At 61.2% G+C, this 18,636-nt stretch carries 11 protein-coding genes; 7 read left to right on the forward strand and 4 right to left on the reverse strand.

Annotation, left to right across the window (positions count from 1 at the left end):
• Window positions 1-252 precede the first annotated feature (252 nt).
• Together fdhA and JNK74_20310 are read right to left on the reverse strand one after the other, a co-directional pair.
• The gene (gene fdhA / locus JNK74_20305; GenBank protein MBL7648529.1) at window positions 253-1,440 is read right to left on the reverse strand and encodes a formaldehyde dehydrogenase, glutathione-independent; all 1,188 of its coding nucleotides are present in this window, start codon (window positions 1,438-1,440) and stop codon (window positions 253-255) included.
• Between the two features lie 185 nt (window positions 1,441-1,625).
• Window positions 1,626-2,309, reverse strand: coding sequence for an aquaporin (locus JNK74_20310; GenBank protein MBL7648530.1), 684 nt, complete (start codon window positions 2,307-2,309; stop codon window positions 1,626-1,628).
• Window positions 2,310-2,440: 131 nt separating this feature from the next.
• Here JNK74_20310 and JNK74_20315 point away from each other — a divergent pair, with 131 nt between their 5' ends.
• Together JNK74_20315 and JNK74_20320 are read left to right on the forward strand one after the other, a co-directional pair.
• Window positions 2,441-5,296, forward strand: a complete 2,856-nt coding sequence (locus JNK74_20315; protein MBL7648531.1) for a DUF1553 domain-containing protein — start codon at window positions 2,441-2,443, stop codon at window positions 5,294-5,296.
• A gap of 19 nt (window positions 5,297-5,315) precedes the next feature.
• Window positions 5,316-6,743: a DUF1501 domain-containing protein gene (locus JNK74_20320; GenBank protein MBL7648532.1), complete on the forward strand. Its 1,428-nt coding sequence runs from the start codon at window positions 5,316-5,318 to the stop codon at window positions 6,741-6,743.
• A gap of 5 nt (window positions 6,744-6,748) precedes the next feature.
• Here the strand turns inward: JNK74_20320 and JNK74_20325 are convergent, their stop codons facing one another.
• A complete protein-coding gene (locus JNK74_20325; GenBank protein MBL7648533.1) occupies window positions 6,749-7,303 on the reverse strand; it encodes a GNAT family N-acetyltransferase in 555 nt (184 codons plus the stop codon).
• Window positions 7,304-8,016: 713 nt separating this feature from the next.
• On the opposite strand from JNK74_20325, the gene JNK74_20330 reads away from it, so the two are divergent.
• The 4 genes from JNK74_20330 to JNK74_20345 all read left to right on the forward strand — a co-directional run bounded on the left by JNK74_20330 (window position 8,017) and on the right by JNK74_20345 (window position 15,640).
• The gene (locus tag JNK74_20330; GenBank protein ID MBL7648534.1) at window positions 8,017-9,531 is read left to right on the forward strand and encodes a PQQ-binding-like beta-propeller repeat protein; all 1,515 of its coding nucleotides are present in this window, start codon (window positions 8,017-8,019) and stop codon (window positions 9,529-9,531) included.
• Window positions 9,532-9,712: 181 nt separating this feature from the next.
• Entirely contained in the window at window positions 9,713-11,488 is a 1,776-nt protein-coding gene (locus JNK74_20335; GenBank protein MBL7648535.1) for a cobalamin-dependent protein, read from the forward strand.
• A gap of 332 nt (window positions 11,489-11,820) precedes the next feature.
• Window positions 11,821-13,782 carry a redoxin domain-containing protein gene (locus tag JNK74_20340; GenBank protein MBL7648536.1) on the forward strand — a complete coding sequence of 654 codons (1,962 nt, stop codon included), beginning with the start codon at window positions 11,821-11,823 and terminating at the stop codon, window positions 13,780-13,782.
• A 310-nt stretch (window positions 13,783-14,092) separates the two neighbouring features.
• Window positions 14,093-15,640: an acyl CoA:acetate/3-ketoacid CoA transferase gene (locus JNK74_20345; protein MBL7648537.1), complete on the forward strand. Its 1,548-nt coding sequence runs from the start codon at window positions 14,093-14,095 to the stop codon at window positions 15,638-15,640.
• A 180-nt stretch (window positions 15,641-15,820) separates the two neighbouring features.
• On the opposite strand, the gene JNK74_20350 is transcribed toward JNK74_20345, so the two are convergent.
• On the reverse strand, window positions 15,821-17,257 hold the full coding sequence (locus JNK74_20350) for a PQQ-dependent sugar dehydrogenase (protein ID MBL7648538.1): 1,437 nt from the start codon (window positions 17,255-17,257) through the stop codon (window positions 15,821-15,823).
• Window positions 17,258-17,553: 296 nt separating this feature from the next.
• Here JNK74_20350 and JNK74_20355 point away from each other — a divergent pair, with 296 nt between their 5' ends.
• The gene (locus tag JNK74_20355) at window positions 17,554-18,438 is read left to right on the forward strand and encodes an endonuclease/exonuclease/phosphatase family protein (protein MBL7648539.1); all 885 of its coding nucleotides are present in this window, start codon (window positions 17,554-17,556) and stop codon (window positions 18,436-18,438) included.
• The last annotated feature ends 198 nt before the right edge of the window (window positions 18,439-18,636 follow it).

Genomic DNA, 18,636 nt, shown 5'->3' on the forward strand with positions numbered 1-18,636 from the left:
GTGGGTGGCACCCGTGGGGTCTGAAGGTAATCGGGGTGGGCCTTTGACCAGTTGAAGTCCCGTGCTTTCTTAGCTACTTCCCCCGCTGCACTACGCTGCCCGAGGATAGCACCCGACATGCGCTTGGTTTGAGTGCAAACTGCCTCGCTAACGTTAGTGCTTATCGGCTGCCGTCGCCCCCCACGAGGAAAAAATTGGCCGCCGGGACACGCGTCAACCATCCCGGCGGCCTGCTCAAACGGGGTATAGAAGTTATGCGATCATTTTGTGGGGATCGATCACGAATTTCGTGGCCGCGCCCTTGTCGAAGTCCTGGTAGCCTTTGGGGGCCTCATCCAGGGAAATGGTTTGTACATTGACGGCTTTGGCGATCTGAATCTTGTCGTACAGGATGCACTGCATGAGCTGACGGTGGTATTTCATGACGGGGCACTGGCCCGTGCAGAAGCAGTGGGATTTGGCCCAGCCGAGACCGATGCGAATGCTGAGGTTACCCACCTTGGCGTTGTCGTCGATGCCGCCGGGATCGCCGGTGACATAGAGGCCGGGGACGCCGATGGCGCCGCCGGCGCGGGTCACTTCCATCACGGCGTTCAAGACGGTGGCGGGTTGCTCTTTTACGTGGCCGGAGCCGTGGCCGCGCGCTTCGAAGCCCACGCAATCCACAGCGGCGTCCACTTCGGGCACACCGACGATCTGCTCGATTTGCTCCGCGAGGCTGGCGCTCTTCTTCAGATCGATCGTTTCGCATCCGAAGCTGCGGGCCTGGGCGAGGCGTTCATCAATCATGTCGCCAACGATAACCACCGCCGCACCGAGAAGATGACAGGAGGCGGCGCAGGCGAGACCCACGGGCCCCGCACCGGCGACATACACGATGGTGCCTGGTCCCACACCGGCGGTAACGGCGCCGTGGTAGCCGGTTGGGAAGATATCCGACAGGAGCGTCAAATCTCTGATCTTCGCCATGGCCTGGTCGCGGTCGGGGAATTTCAAGAGGTTGAAGTCGGCATAGGGCACCATGACGTATTCCGCCTGGCCTCCCACCCATCCGCCCATGTCCACATATCCGTAAGCCGCGCCGGGGCGCGCAGGGTTAACGTTAAGGCAGATGCCGGTCTTGCCTTCCTTGCAGTTGCGACAGCGCCCGCATGCGATGTTGAAGGGCACGGAGACGATATCGCCTTTCTTGATAAATTCCACATCACCACCGCATTCGATCACCTCGCCGGTGATCTCGTGACCAAGCACGAGGCCCTCCGGCGCGGTCGTGCGTCCGCGGACCATGTGCTGGTCGCTGCCGCAAATGTTGGTCGACACTATCTTGAGAATAACGCCGTGATTGCATTTTCTAGTGCCAATGGCCAGTGTGGGAAAGTCGATGCTCTGGACTTCCACGACCCCTGGCTTAATGTAGGCCACGCCTCTGTTGCTTGCCATATTTTCTCTCCGTCTGCGATGTTTGCCAATATCCTGCTCATCTCACAGGCGTCCACAGCCCAAGGCTGGGACGCCCAACTACCAGCGCGATACCGGGTATACTCATACCCCCGGTCAAGACCGACACTCGAAACGGTCTTATCGCGTTTACTGCCCGTACAAACTTCCGCGTCAACGTAGACCTGTCACGCGTACTCTTCCTCCGCCCCTTCCTCAGCCGCGTCTTCCGCCGCAGGATGCAGCGCTCGACCCACCAGCGCTGCGGCAGAGGCCCCCAGGCACGGCGCAAGGATATAGAGCCACAAGCTGCCCAGATTGAAGGCCGCGAGGGCGGGTCCCAGGGATCGGGCGGGATTCATGGAAGCGCCGGAAATGGGTCCGGCGATGATGATATCGAAGGTGACGACCGCCCCGATGACGAGGCCCGCCGTGATGCCTTTTTCCTTCGCGCCAACCGTGACGCAGAGGATCACGAGCATGAGGATGAAGGTGGTCACGCCCTCCATGGCGAAGGCCTGGAAGGCGGACTGGGACGGCGCGGTTGCGCCGAGTCCGTAGTCCATGCCGAATATGATGCGCAGGAGGAGGCTGGCCGCTATGGCGCCCAGGCACTGGCTGACGATGTAGGGCAGGACAATGGCGGGCGAAACCCGTCCGGCGAGCCATAGGCCGAGGGTGACGGCCGGATTGATGTGGGCTCCGGAGATATCGCCAAGGGCATAGACCATGGCGAGGACCACGAGGCCGAAGGCGACGGATATACCGAGGAGGGTCACCGCGCCGTCACTGTAGCCATTGGCAATCACGGCACCCGTGCCGACAAAAACCAGCACGAAAGTGCCCAGCGCTTCGGATAGATACGCTCTCACACACTACCCTCCCGTTTGCCCAGGAATACACACGGAATCGTTCACAGCTTGTTAACCCTAACACATCGGGCTCAATTGCACAAGACTGATTTTGGATTGAACTGACGCCCACGCTGCGGTATGCTCTAACGATGGTAGTGAGAGAGCAATACCACGATACCCCCCGCAGCCTTGCGTTGGCCTGTGGTACGTTTCGGACGGCGCTGTTGGCGGGCGCGATGTGCCTGGCCCCCTGGGGCGTGGTCCCCCATGCGGCGCCGATTGCGGAGCAGGCCGCGTCGGCGGAGAGCGAACGGTTCTTCGAGACGGAGATTCGTCCGGTGCTGTCTGAGCGGTGCTATGCCTGCCATGGCCCCGCCCAGGCTCTCGGTGGAATCCGCCTCGACGAATCGCCCGGTCCGTCCGCTGAATCGATGCGGGCGATGCTCCAACCAGGTGCGAATGCCGCCCATCCCCCGACGTCGCTTCCGACGGCGGAGCTGGAATTGCTGCTGGAGTGGACGAGTCGGGGCGCGCCTCGACCGGCGCCAGCCAAGCGCAGTTATCAACGTCTCTCCATGGATGAGCTCGTCGCGGTGACCCGGGAAAATCACTGGGCGTTTCGACCGGTGCAAAATGCCGCGCCGCCCGCCGTGGGGAACGGCGCCTGGGTCCAGTCTCCCGTGGACACCTTCATTCTCGCATCCCTCGAAAAGGTCGGCCTCGCGCCCTCGGCGGAAGCTTCCCGCGCCGCGTTAATCCGGAGGGCCTACCACGATCTTCTTGGACTGCCCCCGACACAGGCGGAAATTGTCGCCTTCGAGAGCGACCCCTCCCCAACGGCCTACGCGGATTTGATTGATCGGCTGCTCGCGTCACCGCGATTTGGCGAACGCTGGGGGCGTCACTGGCTCGATGTGGCGCGCTACAGCGACACCAAAGGGTCGGCCTTTGCCGAAGAGCGGCTCTTTCCCTTCGCGCACACCTATCGGGACTACGTGATCCGGGCCTTCAACGAGGATCTGCCCTACGACCGGTTTATTGTCGAGCAACTGGCCGCCGACAAGTTACCCCTTGGGGACGACAAGCGCGCGCTGGCCGCGCTTGGCTTCCTGACGCTGGGGCGGACCTTTGGCGGCCAGATACACGACCGAATGGACGACCGGATCGATGTGGTGACGCGGGGGCTGCTGGCGCTCACGGTAAGTTGCGCGCGCTGCCACGATCATAAGTTCGATCCCATCCCCACGGCGGACTACTACTCGCTCTATGGCATCTTCCGCAGTTCACGAGAGCCTGCGGAACTGCCACTGATCGGTGAACCGGACATGGAGTCGCCCTCCTATAAGGAGTACCTTCAGGGACTCGCCGAGCTTGAGACGGCGCTGGCGCGGGATGAAGCGGCCGCGGTCAATAATCCGGCATTGCAGGGCAAACTAGGGCAACGCCGCGCGGCGGTTGAAAAGTTCAAGAACACCCACCCGGGCCGTCCGGATCGGGCCATGGCCCTGGAAGACGCGCCGGCGTTGTTTGACCCCGCGATCTTTCTGCGGGGCGATCCCAATCGCCCCGGCGACGCGGTTCCCCGGCGCTTTCCGGCGGTGCTGGAGCGTGGTGAACGCAGCGCGTATACGGCTGACAGCGGCCGCCTGGACCTGGCCCGGGCGATTGCGAGCCGGGAGAATCCGTTGACCGCACGGGTCTTTGCGAACCGGGTTTGGATGCACCTTTTCGATAAGCCGCTGGCGGGCACGCCGAGTGATTTCGGCCTTCAGGGCGAAGCGCCGACCCACCCGGAGTTGCTGGACCATCTCGCGTGGAGTTTCATGGAGCATGGCTGGTCCGTGAAGCACCTGATTCGCTCCATCATGCTTTCCAGCACGTATCGGCAGTCCAGCGACGTGAACAAAGGCGGGCTGGCTCTGGATCCCGAAAACAAGCTTCTGTGGCGACAGAACCGGCGTCGTCTTGGCTTCGAAGCGATGCGAGATCACCTGCTGGCGGCTTCGGGAAATCTTGACTTGCGCATGGGGGGCATCGCGACGAATATCACGCTACCCCCGTACAGCAACCGGCGCACGATCTACGCGGAGGTTGATCGCGAAGCGCTCCCGGCGATGTTCCGGATCTTCGATTTCGCCACGCCCACGACCCACACCCCGGCGCGCTTCGAGACCACGGTACCCCAGCAGGCCCTGTATCTGATGAATAATCCCTTTGTAGCGGAGCAGGCGCGACATGCGGCGGCTCGCCCCGAAGTGCTAAAGGAGACTTCGCCCCCGGAGCGGGTGCGTGCGCTCTACCGCGCGCTGTTGAATCGAGAAGCCCTCGCCCGTGAGGTCGAGCTTGGCGTACAGTTTGTGGCGGGGCAGGACGTGGCGGAAACGCATGTGCCGGAACGCGAGGCCCCCCGGTGGCTCTATGGCTATGGAAGGCTGGACGAGACCCGGAGCCGTGTGGCCGCGTTTACGGAGCTGCCCCACTGGACGGGGGAGGCGTTTCAGGGCGATGCGAAGCTCCCCGGTGCGACACTGGGCTGGGCCATGCTGAACCGGCTCGGCGGCCGACCGGGCGACCCGCAGCACGCGGTGATCCGCCGATGGATTTCGCCGGTAGTTTCCAAGGTGGCGGTGGTGGGCGAACTTTATCACTACTCCTCCGCGGGGGATGGCGTGAAGGGCTATATCGTCTCCAGCAGGAGCGGAGTATTGTGGCAGGGCGAGGTGCAGGATGGAATGCTGCCCACGGTGGCCGACGAGAGCGAGATCCGCGCGGGCGACACGATTGACCTCGTTGTCGAGTGCAAGAAAAACGAACAGGAGGACCTGTTCCGTTGGCATCCGCGGATCTACCTGACCGGGGACAATGCGAGCCAGTTCGCGCGGCAGGACTGGATCTCGCGATTTGATTTCGAGGGGCCACCACCCGCGCCGCCGATACCGCTGCAACCCTGGGAGCAGTACGCACAGGTGCTCCTGATGAGCAATGAGTTTATTTTTGTTGATTGATGGGTAATAGGAGTCTGCGATGCATCCGGAACGAACCGTGAACGACTTCATACTGAGCCGCCGGGATTTCCTGCGGCGGACCGGCATGGGCTTTGGCGCGCTGGGTCTGGCCACGCTGGCGGGGCCGGGCGCGACGCCTGCGGCGGCGGGCGCCTCTACGCCGAGGCCGCACTTCGCGCCAAGGGCCAAGCGGGTTGTTCATATCTTCCTGAACGGCGGCATGTCCCACGTGGACACCTTCGACCCGAAACCCCTGCTGGCGAAGTACGACGGCACGAAGTTGCCGATGGAAGATATCATGACGGAGCGCCCCACGGGCGGCGCGTACGCTTCGGAGTTCACCTTCCAGCAATATGGCCAGAGCGGGATCCCGGTGAGCAATCTTTTTCCGAATCTGGCGAAGTGTGTGGACGACCTGTGCGTCATACGGTCCATGCACACGGACAATCCCGTCCACGGGCCTTCGCTCCTGATGATGAACTGTGGTGATGGGCGTCTCCCCCGCCCCAGTGTGGGCTCTTGGGTGACCTATGGTCTGGGCACGGAAAACGAGAACCTGCCGGGTTTCATTTCCATGTGCCCCGGGGGCTACCCCACGGCCGAGGCCCAGAACTGGCAATCCGGCTTTTTACCCGGCAATTTTCAGGGCAACTACATCGACTCCAAACACACCGATGTTGAGAAGCTTGTCGAGAACATCAAGAACCACTTCGCCACCTCGCGCGGGCAACGGCGGCAGCTCGATCTGCTGAGCGAACTGAACGAAATGCACCGCGGCACGCGGGCGCAGGACGCCGCCATCGAAGCGCGCATCCAGTCTTTCGAACTGGCCTATCGCATGCAGATCGACGCGACGGACGCCTTTGACTTGAGCCAGGAGCCGGAGTACCTCCGCACGCTGTATGGAAACACGGAACAGTCCCGCCAGTTACTCATTACGCGGCGCCTGCTTGAACGGGGCGTCCGCTTCGTGCAGCTTTTTCACGGCCCCGGTCAGCCCTGGGACAGCCACGACGACATCGTGGTGGCCCACAAGCGCCTGGCGGGCCAGTGCGATCAGGGCATGGCTGCCTTTCTGATGGACTTGAAGCAGCGGGGCATGCTCGAAGACACGCTGGTGCTTTGCGTGGGTGAATTCGGTCGCACGCCCACGGTGGAAGTGCAGCAGGAAGGCATCAACGTTGGCAAACCCAAGGGCCGGGATCACAACCACTATGGTTTCACCGCGTGGATGGCGGGCGGCGGTGTAAAGGGTGGCTATATCCACGGGGCTACGGACGAATTCGGCTTCAAGGCCGTGGAGAAGCCTGTGCACGTCCATGACCTGCACGCCACGCTGTTGCACCTGATGGGCTTTGACCATGAAGCCCTGACTTATCGCTATGCGGGCCGGGATTTCCGGCTCACCGATGTTCACGGCAACGTGGTGCATGACATTATCGCGTAGGGACTTCAGCCAGGGGGCCCGAAACTCCGTTGTGGGGGTTGTGCGCCGGGTTCAAGGGAAAGAAACATCACCCGCTCCCGGACCACGCGGCCATCGCCCGCAATGTTGTCGGTGTCGCCGACGTACAAGAAGCCAACTTTCCGGTAGAGCGCGAAGGCCCGTTCGTTTTGGGGGACGGTCGTCAGTTCGATACCCGCGCAACCCGCCGCCCTGGCTTCATCGATCAGGTGCGCCATGAGACGCCTGCCGAGCCCCCGCCCCTGCCAGGCATCGGTCAGTCCAATGCCCAGAACGGGTACGGAATCCGCGATATCCCACAGGAAGCAGTAGCCGACGGGGCAGTCACCCGCCATCGCCAGAAAGGCCCGATCGATACCCTGCGTCGCCCGGGCGATCATTCGGGTCAATGTTGCGTCGTCATAGGCATGGGGCAGGAAACGTCCCCGGGACTCTTCTGAGAGGGCGGCATTGAATTCCTTTAACGTGGCCTCGTCTCCCGGGAGGAGGGGACGGACTACCACGCTGGTGAGATCAGTTGCTTTTGAGTCGGTTGTTTCCATGTTCGCTTCGCTCTTCCGGGTTGCGTTGCCGATAGTATAGGGCTTTCTCAGCCAATTCGGTGACTGATGAAATTTCCCCGACGCCGTGTCTATCCGGGCCACGATAGAAGATGGAACAGCCGTTGGCCGCAACCCCAGGTATCACCAATGAATTTAAAGAAAGGAATCAGGATCCATGCGCGGCAGAAGACCCAATTGGCGCACATTGCCGATGGGGGAAGATCTTCCCACAGATTCACACAGATCCGCACAGTTAAGAGGAAGAAAGGCCAGAACGGGGAGTTCGGATATAAAGCTTAGGGATTGAGCTTGTATTATCTGTGCAGATCTGTGTGAATCTGTGGGGGAATTCCTGGTTCCGGCCAACGGCTGCTCCAGTGAGAACTGTGGGAAATACCGGTCCTATACATCCTGTTTACCGATACTTTTGCCTCGGTGTTGCTCGGCGAGAATATACCGATTGGGGTTGGCTTTCGCCGTGCCAGGCAGTTGCACCGGTCGGGGGCTGGAAAGCCCGCGCTACAGGGATCTGATAGAACTCGCATGGCCGTCTTGATCGCAAATTGACAGAGGAATACAATCGCGGTTGAGCGCATCGGGGGAACTTCCGGGAGGACACGCCGATCCATATCGGGCGAGGCGAGGAGCCTGGGAAGGGCGATGGCGCTTTAGTATCGATTTTCCGCCACGGTGCGGTATGAACGGATGTACCCATGAACGCTTTCACGTTTTTCGGTCGAGTTCTTGCTCCGGCACTTCTACTCGCAATTCCCTTATGCTCCTTCGCGGCGGACCAGCCCCAGTGGGGCGAGCGCCATTCGCGCAACATGGTCTCGGCGGAAACTGGTATGCCGACGACTTTTGACCCCGAAACGGGCAAAAACATCAAGTGGTCGGTGGCCCTCGGCAATGCGTATGGCCCGCCGACGATTGGGAACGGCCGGGTACTGATTGGGACCAACAACGCCGCCGCGCGGGATCCGCGCCAGACGGATGATCGGGGCGTTCTGCTGTGCCTCAATGAAGCGGATGGCGCGCTGCTCTGGCAACTGGTCGTGCCGCGCCTGTCGGATGACCAGTACAAGGACTGGCCGATGATTGGGATGTCTTCGCCGCCGACCATCGAGGGGGATCGTGTCTACACCATCACCAATCGCTTTGAGGTGGTCTGTCTTGACCTGAAGGGGCAGGCGGACGGCAACGACGGCCCCTATCAGGACGAAGGCCGTCACATGGTGGCCGAGGGCGAGGCGCCCTTGGAAGTCACCCCCCTGGACGCCGACATCCTGTGGATGGTGGATATGCAGATGGATCCCGCCATTGGCATGTATCCTCATGACTCCGCCTATGGCTCTATCCTGCTGGACGGGGACCTTCTCTACGTAAACTCGGGGAACGGCGTGGATAATACCCACGCGGTCATTCGCAAGCCCGACGCACCGAGCCTGATCGCCTTCGACAAGCACACCGGCCGCCTCGTCGCGAAGGATGGTGAAAAGATGGGGCCAAACACGATCCACGGGACCTGGTCTTCTCCCTCGCTGGGCGAGGTCAACGGAGCGCGGCGACTCTTCTTTGGCGGTGGCAACGGGATCTGCTATGCCTTTGAGGCGCTGGCCCCGGCCGATCCGGAATCCACATTCACGTGCGTATGGCGTTTCGATGGGGATCCGGAAGGCCCGAAGGAAAAGGTCCACGACTATCTCAACAACCGGGAGGTGAGTCCGAGCAACATCAAGGGCATGCCGGTCTTTCACGAGAATCGGGTCTACTTCACCGTGGGCGGCGACATCTGGTGGGGCAAGGAAAAGTCCTGGTTGAAGTGCATCGACGCCACGGGCACCGGCGATATCACGGGGACGGGCCTGATCTGGGCTTATCCCATGAATCACCACAGTTGCTCCAGCCCGGCGATCGCGGATGGCCTGGTGTACATCACCGACTGCGCGGGTCTGCTCCACTGCGTGGATCTGGCCACGGGGCAGGGCGTGTGGACGCATGAACTGCGGAAAGAGATCTGGGGATCCGCGCTGGTGGCGGACGGCAAGGTTTATGTGGGGTCGCTGGGGGGCGATTTCTGTATCCTGAAGGCGGGACGCGAAAAGGAATTGCTCGCGACGATCAAACTCGGGGCACCGATGGGGGCCACGCCCGTGGCGGCGAATGGGGTGCTTTACGTGAATTCGCTGAGCAACTTATTCGCGGTTGCGGAGCCCGCCACGCCGTAAGGGGCCTTTTCACGGACTAGTATCTCGTGGGACCTCTGGCCGATTTGCCACAGTTCTTAGTTTGATTATTTTTCCATTTTCTGTGGACATTCTGTCCATTATGTAGCATAATAGCGATGGGACCAGCCATTTCTGGCGAAGGCTGGGGCAGCGGATTTTACCTACGAATGAGGGCAGCAGTATGTCGACAGGAATAATGGAACTCACTGAAACAGCCGCGGAGAGCAAGGCCCTTCCTGTACTGAAGGCGGATCTTCTGCTCATGCATGCGCCCGCGCACTTCGATTTCCGTAATCGGGAAGACATCTACTTCCCGTTTCTGGGGACTTCGGGGGATGTTCCCATCACGCCGCTCTACGAGTATTTCCCGGTGGGATTCAAGACCCTCCAGCGCCATCTCCAGGGTTGCGGGCACACGGTCAAACTACTGAACCTCTCCACCGTGTTGCTGCGCTATCCCAAAATCGACGTAAACATGCTCCTGCGAAGCATCGACGCGAAGATTATCGGGATTGACCTTCACTGGATGGTCCACTGCCAGGGCAGCCTGGGGGTCGCCAAGCGGATCAAGGAAGTTCGACCGGACATCAAGACGATATTTGGCGGCATTTCTTCGACGTATTTCGCGGATCAGCTTATACAGTATCCTTTTGTGGATATGGTGATGCGGGGTTATGACACCCACGTGCCGATGGATGCCCTGCTCACTGCTTTCCGCGATGGAAAGCAGCCGGAGCATGTGGCCAACCTGCTGTGGAAGAACGAGCAGGGCGAGATACAGGACAACGACTTCCAGCATCTGCCCGACACGTTCTCCTGCGGTATCGACTGGTCCCAGCAACCGGAAGCGCCGAAATCGAGCAGTCTGCCCATTCGAGAGGTGCTTTCCACGCAGAACGCGGGTTGCGCGTATAACTGCGGATGGTGTGGCGGTTCGCGGGATGCCTTCCGCCGGATCAACAAGCGCAAGCGGGCGATGGCGCGGAAGGACCCGGCCGAGATCGCCTTTGAGATGAACACGCTCAAGCCTTTCACGGAGAAGGACGCGTATCACTTTTATTCGGTCGGCTCCTATAACGAGCCCTCCTCCGGGATGCACCGCTTCCTCGATTTTGTGGAAGACACGCCGCTGCGCTCCATCAGCTACGAACAGTATCATCTGACGCCCGACGACATTCTGAAGCGCATGGCGGAGTCGAATAAGCGCACGATCATTACCCTTTCTCCGGAAAGCTCCGACATCAAAGTGGCCACGCTGGCGGGGCGCGGCGTGTACACGAATGAGGAGATGGAGGACTGGATCGAGAAGGCGCTGGGCATGGGCATCTACCACATCGATATCTGGTACTTCATCGGCATGCCCGAGCAGGACGAGGCGTGTGTGATGAAGAACGTGGAATACTGCGAACACCTGCTGAAGAAATTCAAGGGAAAGAACGTGAACCCCATGCTCTGCCCCATGATTCCCTTCCTGGACCCGGCGTCCACGTTCTTCGAATACCCCACGGAGAACGGCTACAAGACCTTCTTCCGCACGGTGGAAGAACACCGCGCCGGGATGGAGAACGCCTCCATCATCAACCGCATCAACTACGAGACCAAATGGCTGAGCCGTGAAGACCTGGTCTATGTGGGCTTTGAAGCGGTGCGCCGCCTGATGCTGGCGAAGGCGGCCCATGGTCATCTCCCCCATGCCATCGTCCGCGATTATGTGGCCAAGATCGACGACGCGGTAGACATGATCCGCAAGGTCCACGAGGTGGATTGCATTCAGGACAAGGAGACCCGCGCGCGGGAGCTGCGGAACCTGGGACCCGCCATTCTTGAGCGCAACCACGAAGTGCTCTTTGGCGGCGTCATGAACCAGGCCTTCCCGATCAACCGCGACATCGGCGGGCGTTGGTTCGAGGAACTGGGCTGGGATTCGGACGCCCTGGACGCGGCTGTGGGCAATTGACGCGCGTGGCGGGGAACCGGTCTCAAGTCCGGCGTCCCCGCCCAAATTGATCGTGCGAAAAGCGCAGTATTCGCGCTCTACACAGGTCTTTTGGGCCCCGATTGGACGACCGCCCGATTCCATGTTATCCTGTAACTACTGGAATAGTGGATTATGTGGGCGGAAGCGAAGCGCCGTCTCCCCCAAGGGCGTGGGTGGCGAACCTTAGCCCCCTGTTGTATCCACCTGGCTCCGCCGCGAGCGCGCCCGGCTTCCCCACGGAACCTTCGGGCACGGCCCGCTGGTTTTCGTTTACCATTTTTGGCAGGATCGTCGTTGAGGAATTGCGCAGTATGCTTGGAAGAGAAACCCCGGGGACTTCGGGGGAACAATCGCGAAAGACATTTGTATGGATCAGGCGCGGCGTCATATTGCTCGTCATCGCAACCCTGATCGCCGGGGGGCCCTATGCCTACGGTAAATTGAACCGTATCCGCATTCGGCTGGTGGGCGATTACAAGGCGAAGCAGATTGTCGCGGCGGCAACCGCGATGCCTCCGCCGGACCCGACTTCGGAGACGGGTAGCCTCAGCCCGATTCTCGGGACGGTCAATCGTCTCCTGCCGGATGCGCCCTTCACCGACGTTCAGGGCAAAGCGGGTTCCCTTCGGGAATATCGCGGACAGATCGTGGTCGTTTCGATGACCTCCATCGGGTGCCCGGTCTCCAAGAAGGCGATGCCGGCCCTGGCGCGAATGGGGACAGAGAAGAAGAGCGACGGGGTTCAACTGTTGATGGTCAATCCCGATCCGGGGGTCAAGGCGGAAGAACTGCAACAGCATGCCGGGCAGTTTCCCGGCTGGCGTTATGTATCCGATCCCGAGGGCAAGCTTACGAGCGCGCTTTCGGCCAGAACGACCACGGAGACCTTTGTGATCGACGCGTCACAGACGCTGCGCTATCGCGGGGCGCTGGACGATCGCTTTGACGTGGGGTCGGTGAAGCAGTCCGCGGAATACCACGATTTCCTGGGCGACGCGATCGCGGCGGTGGTCGAGCAGCGGAAGCATTTCCCCCAGGTGACACCGGCACCGGGCTGCACGCTGACCACGGACGCCCCCGCGCAGACCGCCCCCGAGATCACGTGGCACAATCAGATCGCTCGCTTCGTCCAGGCGAATTGCCTGGAGTGTCACCGCCCCGGCGAGGCGGCGCCCTTTGCCCTGGAGACCTACGAGCAGGTGCTCGCGCGCAAGGCGATGATCGAGACGGTGCTTGAAGACAAGACCATGCCTCCGTGGTTTGCCGATGCGGCCTATGGGCACTGGCGCAACGCGCGCCTGGTGTCCGAGCCGGACCGACTGATGTTTACGGCCTGGATCAAGGCGGGTTGCCCGAAGGGCGATCCCATCGACGAGCCCACGCCGTTGCGCTGGCCCACGGGCTGGACTATCGGCACGCCGGACGTGGAGCTCCCGATGGTCCCCCAGCAGATTCCGGCCGAGGGCTTCATTCCTTGGCGCATCGTACCCGTGGACTATGAGATTAAGGAGGATCTCTGGGTATCCGAGGCGGAGATCAGACCGTCCGCACCTGAAGTCGTACACCACGCCATGCTTTTTGTCCAGTACGCGGACGACGATCCCCGGGGCGCCCACCAGACCCACGGCGAAAAAGGCCAGGGTGGCGGTTCGGAGGGCTATTGGCTGTCCTATTTCCCCGGCCGAAAGTGCATGATCCTTCCGAAGGGACGCGGCAAGCTGCTGCCGAAGGGCGGAAAGATTTCGATCCAGATGCACTACAACCCCAACGGAACGGCTGTGGAAGATCGGACCGTGGTTGGTCTGAAATTCCTTCCGGGCCCGCCGGAAGAGGCCGTCATCAGCGGTGGCGTGGTGAAGGGCGATTTCGTGATTCCGCCCAACTCGAAGTCGGAGTTCATCTACTCCAAGCGTTTCGCCGAAGATGTGCGCCTGATCGGCATCATGCCCCACATGCATTCCCGGGGCGCGGCGGCGGCGGCCTATCTGCAGCACGCCGATGGCCGTATCGAGACCTTGGTCGACGTTCCCAAGTACGATTTCGACTGGCAGATCTCCTATGAGTTTGATGAACCCATGCTGGTGGCCAAGGGCAGCCGAATCGTCATCAAGCACGCGTACGACAACACGCCCGAGAACCCGGACAATCCGGACCCGACCAAGGAAGTTCGACACGGCAACGCCACGTCCGATGAAATGATGATCAATTTCTTCGAGTGGGAGCCCGCGGGACCGGAGCCGAAAGAGGTGAGCCACAACCGGCCCTTCGAGTAGCTCGGGCCGGAGACTCCACCCCGATTCACATTTCCGACGACGAACTCCCCCGCCCGGCACACCACCGGGCGGGGGCTCTGCTTCTTGCGAAACGGGTACGCCGAGACGCGCGCCGGAGTTTACTCAATTATTTCACCTTGGAACCTTGTCTCGCGGCGCGGGCGGGGCCTATAATTCGGCTGCGTGAATTGCGGCTCAGCGCGGGCCGTGGCCCGCTTTCCGAGCCGGGGAGATTCGCGCACGAGCAGGCTCAGGAGGGGCCGCTCGACGGGGGCATAATCGGGGAACGCTCAAGCGAAGGTTCTTAACCATGCCCAAAATCATCACCGCGGATGAAGCCGCCAACCTTGTGCCCGATGGCGCGACCCTGGCCGTCGTGCCCATGCCCAGCGAAGAGGTCTACCCCGCTTTCGCCCGGTCTTTCGACGCAACGGGTTCACCCCGGGATCTTACGGTGGTCTGGACCGCCGGCATTGGACCGTTCAGCGCCGAGGCGCGGGGCATGAATCACTTTGCGCGGGAGGGCATGGTCAAGCGGGTGATCGCGGGCCATATCGGGCTCAACCATGCGATTGGCGAACTGGTGGCGACCAACAAAATTGAAGCCTACAATTTTCCCCAGGGTTCCCTGTCCCAGCTCTATCGCGAAATCGCCGCGAAACGGCCGGGCCTCATCACGGATATCGGCCTCGAAACCTTTGTCGATCCGCGCCTTGAAGGCGGCAAGATGAACGAGCGCACCCGGGCCTGCGAAGACCTGGTGGACGTGATCGAAATACTTGGCCAGGAGAAGTTGTTGTATAAATCCTTTCCGGTTCACGGGGCGATCATTCGCGGCACGTGCGCCGACGAGCTGGGCAACATATCCAATGCGGACGAGGCCCTGGACATGGAATGCCTTGCGGCCGCCATGGCCGCGCGGAACAGCGGCGGTATTGTGATCGCCCAGGTGGCGTATCTTTCCGAAGATCTCATCCACCCCCACGAAGTCTACGTTCCCGGTATTTTCGTGGACTATATCGTGGTGGCGGGCTCTCGCGAGAAGCATCCCCACACCATGTTTGTGGACCACGACCCGTCCTATTCGGGGCAGTCCCGGGCGGATCTATCCAACGCGGTGGCGCCCATGGCCATGAATACGGAGAAGATTATCTGCCGCCGCGCCTTCCTGGAGCTACGCGCGGGGATGAACATCAACCTCGGGGTGGGCATCCCCATGGGTGTGGCGCGCATCGCTTTTGAAGAGGGTCTGCTTGCGCAGGTGACCATGAACACCGAGGTGGGGCTGATTGGCGGCCTTCCCGAAGGCGGCAAGAATTTTGGCCCGGCGAAGAATCCCATGGCCTTTCTGACCCAGCCTTCCATGTTCGATTTCTACGACGGCGGCGGCCTCGATCTGGCCTGCCTGGGCATGGCCCAGACGGATCGTGAAGGCAACGTCAACGTGAGCAAGCTTGGTCCGCGCCTCATCGGCTGCGGCGGCTTCATCAACATCACCCAGTCCGCGAAGAAGTGCGTGTTCTGCGGCGAATTTTCCGCCGTGGGTTTCGACGCCGTGGTGGATCAGGGCCAGCTTGTCATTCGGCAGGAAGGCAAGGTGGCCAAGTTTGTCGAGGCCGTGGAGCAAATCACCTTCAGCGGTCGCCACGCCCGAAAGCATCACAAGGATGTGCTCTTTGTTACGGAGCGCTGCGTTTTCCAGCTTGTGCCCGAGGGCCTGCTGCTGAAGGAAATCGCCCCCGGCATCGACCTGCAGCGCGATGTGCTCGATCGGATGCGCTTCGCCCCGATTGTGCCGACCGAGGTGGCGCTCATGGACGCCGCCATCTTTCGCGATGGGGCTATGGAGGTCGGGTAGGGCCGGGCTATTCAGACCGAAGGCCATTGAAAGCAGCACCCCCACCCCACTGCGGCATGCGTCACGACGTTATTCCCACTGGGACAGGCACGCACCCTGGAGGGCCCGTCGTTTGTTCAGTTGACGAGTAATTCCGAGTTATGGATCTGCAACTGGGCGGGCTTGCGCGCGTCCGTCCCCTCAGTCACCGGCGGTGTATTTTCGCTCGCGGGTCATGGTGAGCTTCAGGACGGCGCCGGGGTCGTTGGTTACTACATAGACCGAGCCGTCGGGGGCGCAGGCGACGTCGCGGACGCGACCGACGTTGCGCAGGATGGACTCGATGTGCTGCACGCGATTTTCGGTGACGCGGACAACGCTGACTTCTTCGTGGCGCAGGGAGGCAACGAGAAGGGCGTTTTTCCAGAGGGGGAACTGGACGCCGGTGTGGAAATCGATACCGCAGACGGCGATGGAGGGGCGCCAAATCCAGGTGGGCTCTTCCACACCCTCGTGGTGGGGACTGTCGGAAACGGGTTGGCCGTTGTAGTTGCGACCGTACGTCGCGATGGGCCAGCCATAGTTCCTGCCGGGCTGGATCACGTTGAGTTCGTCGCCCCCCATGGGGCCGTGCTCACTTTCCCAGAGGGTGTTGTCCTCCGGGTGGAAGGCGAGGCCCTGGGGATTGCGATTCCCGAGGGCATAGATGCTGGGCAGGGTGCCGGGTGTATTCAAGAAGGGATTATCGGCGGGAATCGTACCGTCGGTGTTGATTCGATGGATTTTCCCGTTGGGACGGGCGGGATCCTGGGCCATGTCCTGCATGCCGCGGTCGCCTATGCCGAAATAGAGCCGGCCTTCCCGGTCGAAGACAATGCGGCTGCCGTAGTGGGGCCGTGTGGGCAGGTAGGTCTCGGCGGGCGCTTCAAAGACGACTTCCTCGTGCTTCCATTTGCCTTTGACGATGTTACCGCGCACGATGCGGGTCATGGCGGGTACGGGCCCTTCCTTGGGCTTTTCCTTCGCCGCGTGGCTGTAGGCGAGGTAGACCCAGCCATTTTCCGCATAGTTCGGGTCCACCGCCACGTCCATGAGGCCACCCTGGCCTTCGGCGAGGACTTCCGGCGTGCCCGCGACGGGCTTTTCCGCCAATACCCCGTCGTTTATTAACCGGAGACGGCCGGGACGCTCGGTGACCAGCACGGTCTTATCGTCGGGGAAGGCGATACCCCAGGGGACTTCGAGCCCGGTGGCGATCTGGGCCACACCGACAACGTAGTCGTGGGTCTGAATCTCGGTTGGTGGCGCGGGCTTCTCCACACCCGCAGTTTTCTCGGCACCCAGGATGTAGTCCACGAGGGCCTTGAGTTGATCGTCGTTCAGGGTTTCCTCGTAGGCGGGCATGCCGAGGTGGGTAATGCCGTGCTTGATGTTGCGGGAGACATAGCCTTTGCCCGCGCCGAAGTTCCAGACGCCATCCACGAGACTCTGGGCGTTTCCGCCTTGAAGATCGGCGCCGTGGCACTGTGCGCAGAACTGCTGGTAGAGGGCGGGGCCATCGGGGACCTCTTGCGCGGCGACGCTGGAGGAGAGGACAATCATTAATGCGACGAATTTTGCTGGAACAATATACTTCACAGTGTGCTCCGGGATTGGATGGGTATGGCCGACTATGTACTTGCCTGCGTTTGTTTGCGGTATCATGCTTGACGATCAGGACAATCCAGCCAGGCGTCCTGTTCCCTTTGTGCATTCACGGGCCGGAGATTTTCATTCAGGCGTTGAACACGGCCAAGAGAAATGAACCGCAGCTTTACGCGCATTCGCGCAGATTACTTGGACGGGAAGAGGGAGGCGATTTGAACCGCGAATGGACGTGAATATCCGGTTACCCTTGATGGGCCGGGATCGGACGCACCTATTGGAGACCAAAGATGGACCGACGCGAATTCATAGAGACCAGTGGCGTTTTGGGCGCGGCCTTGACCCTGTCGGGCGTCAGCCCTGGGAAAACGACGCCTGAGACTGGCATTACGAGCATTACGTATAACATCCTGGCCTGCCGTGAACATCCAGATACGGACACAAACAGACACAAAAGGACGGTTGCCGGTGAGCGAATGGCTGAGCGTCTGGCGCTGGAGCTCGCGCTCTATCAGCCTGATTTGGTGACCTTTCAGGAGTCCCCATCGGAAGCGGTGGTCGCCGAAGTGGCGAGGGAACTGGGCTTTCACTATGGGTGGTTTCCCGGGGGCTGGCCGGGGAACGCGGACTGGCCTGGGGGCTTTCCGGGGACGATAATGAGTCGCTTTCCGATCAAAGACAACGCAAACCGCCCTGCCGCAAAAGGTATCCATGATGAAGAACTGTTTACGCGTCACTGGTGCAGTGCGACGCTGGAGACGGCGCAGGGTCCGCTCCGGGTATTCAGCGCCCATCTTCATCCGCAGGATGCGGCCATTCGGGCTCGGGAGATCACGGCTATTCTTGAAGTGCTGGATGGGGTCCTGGCCACCGGGGAGTCGCTGCTCTTTCAAGGGGATTTGAACCATTCGCCAGACGGGCCGGAGTATGAGCGTTGGGTGGCAGCGGGCCTGGTGGATACTCTGGCGGTGGCGACGGGGAAGAAGGACACGCCGACGTTCTCCAGCACGGAGCCGAAGGAACGTATTGATTACATCTGGGCGGGCGGCCCCATTGCTTCACGGATTAGGGAAAGCCGGGTGCTGTTTGAGGGGGCCTTCAGGACGAATCCGGAGGACCCGACGTCTTTTGCGCTGAGCGACCATGTGCCGGTGCTGGCGCGGTTTGGGGGGTAGGGTGGGATCACTCAAGTTGGTGAGGCGAGTATCTGTAACCACCGGTAGAACCGGTGGTACAAGGAAGGCCCCTGAAAGGGGCTGCGGTGGATGGAATGTAGAGTCACGTTGGGTTTAGTCCCGCAGGGACGGCATATCGTAGCCCAGGTCGAAGACCCGCCGTGGTGGGCGCGAGCGAAGCGAGTCCTGGGATAGGGA

The organism is Candidatus Hydrogenedentota bacterium (assembly GCA_016791475.1).
Classification (GTDB): Bacteria; Hydrogenedentota; Hydrogenedentia; order Hydrogenedentales; family JAEUWI01; genus JAEUWI01.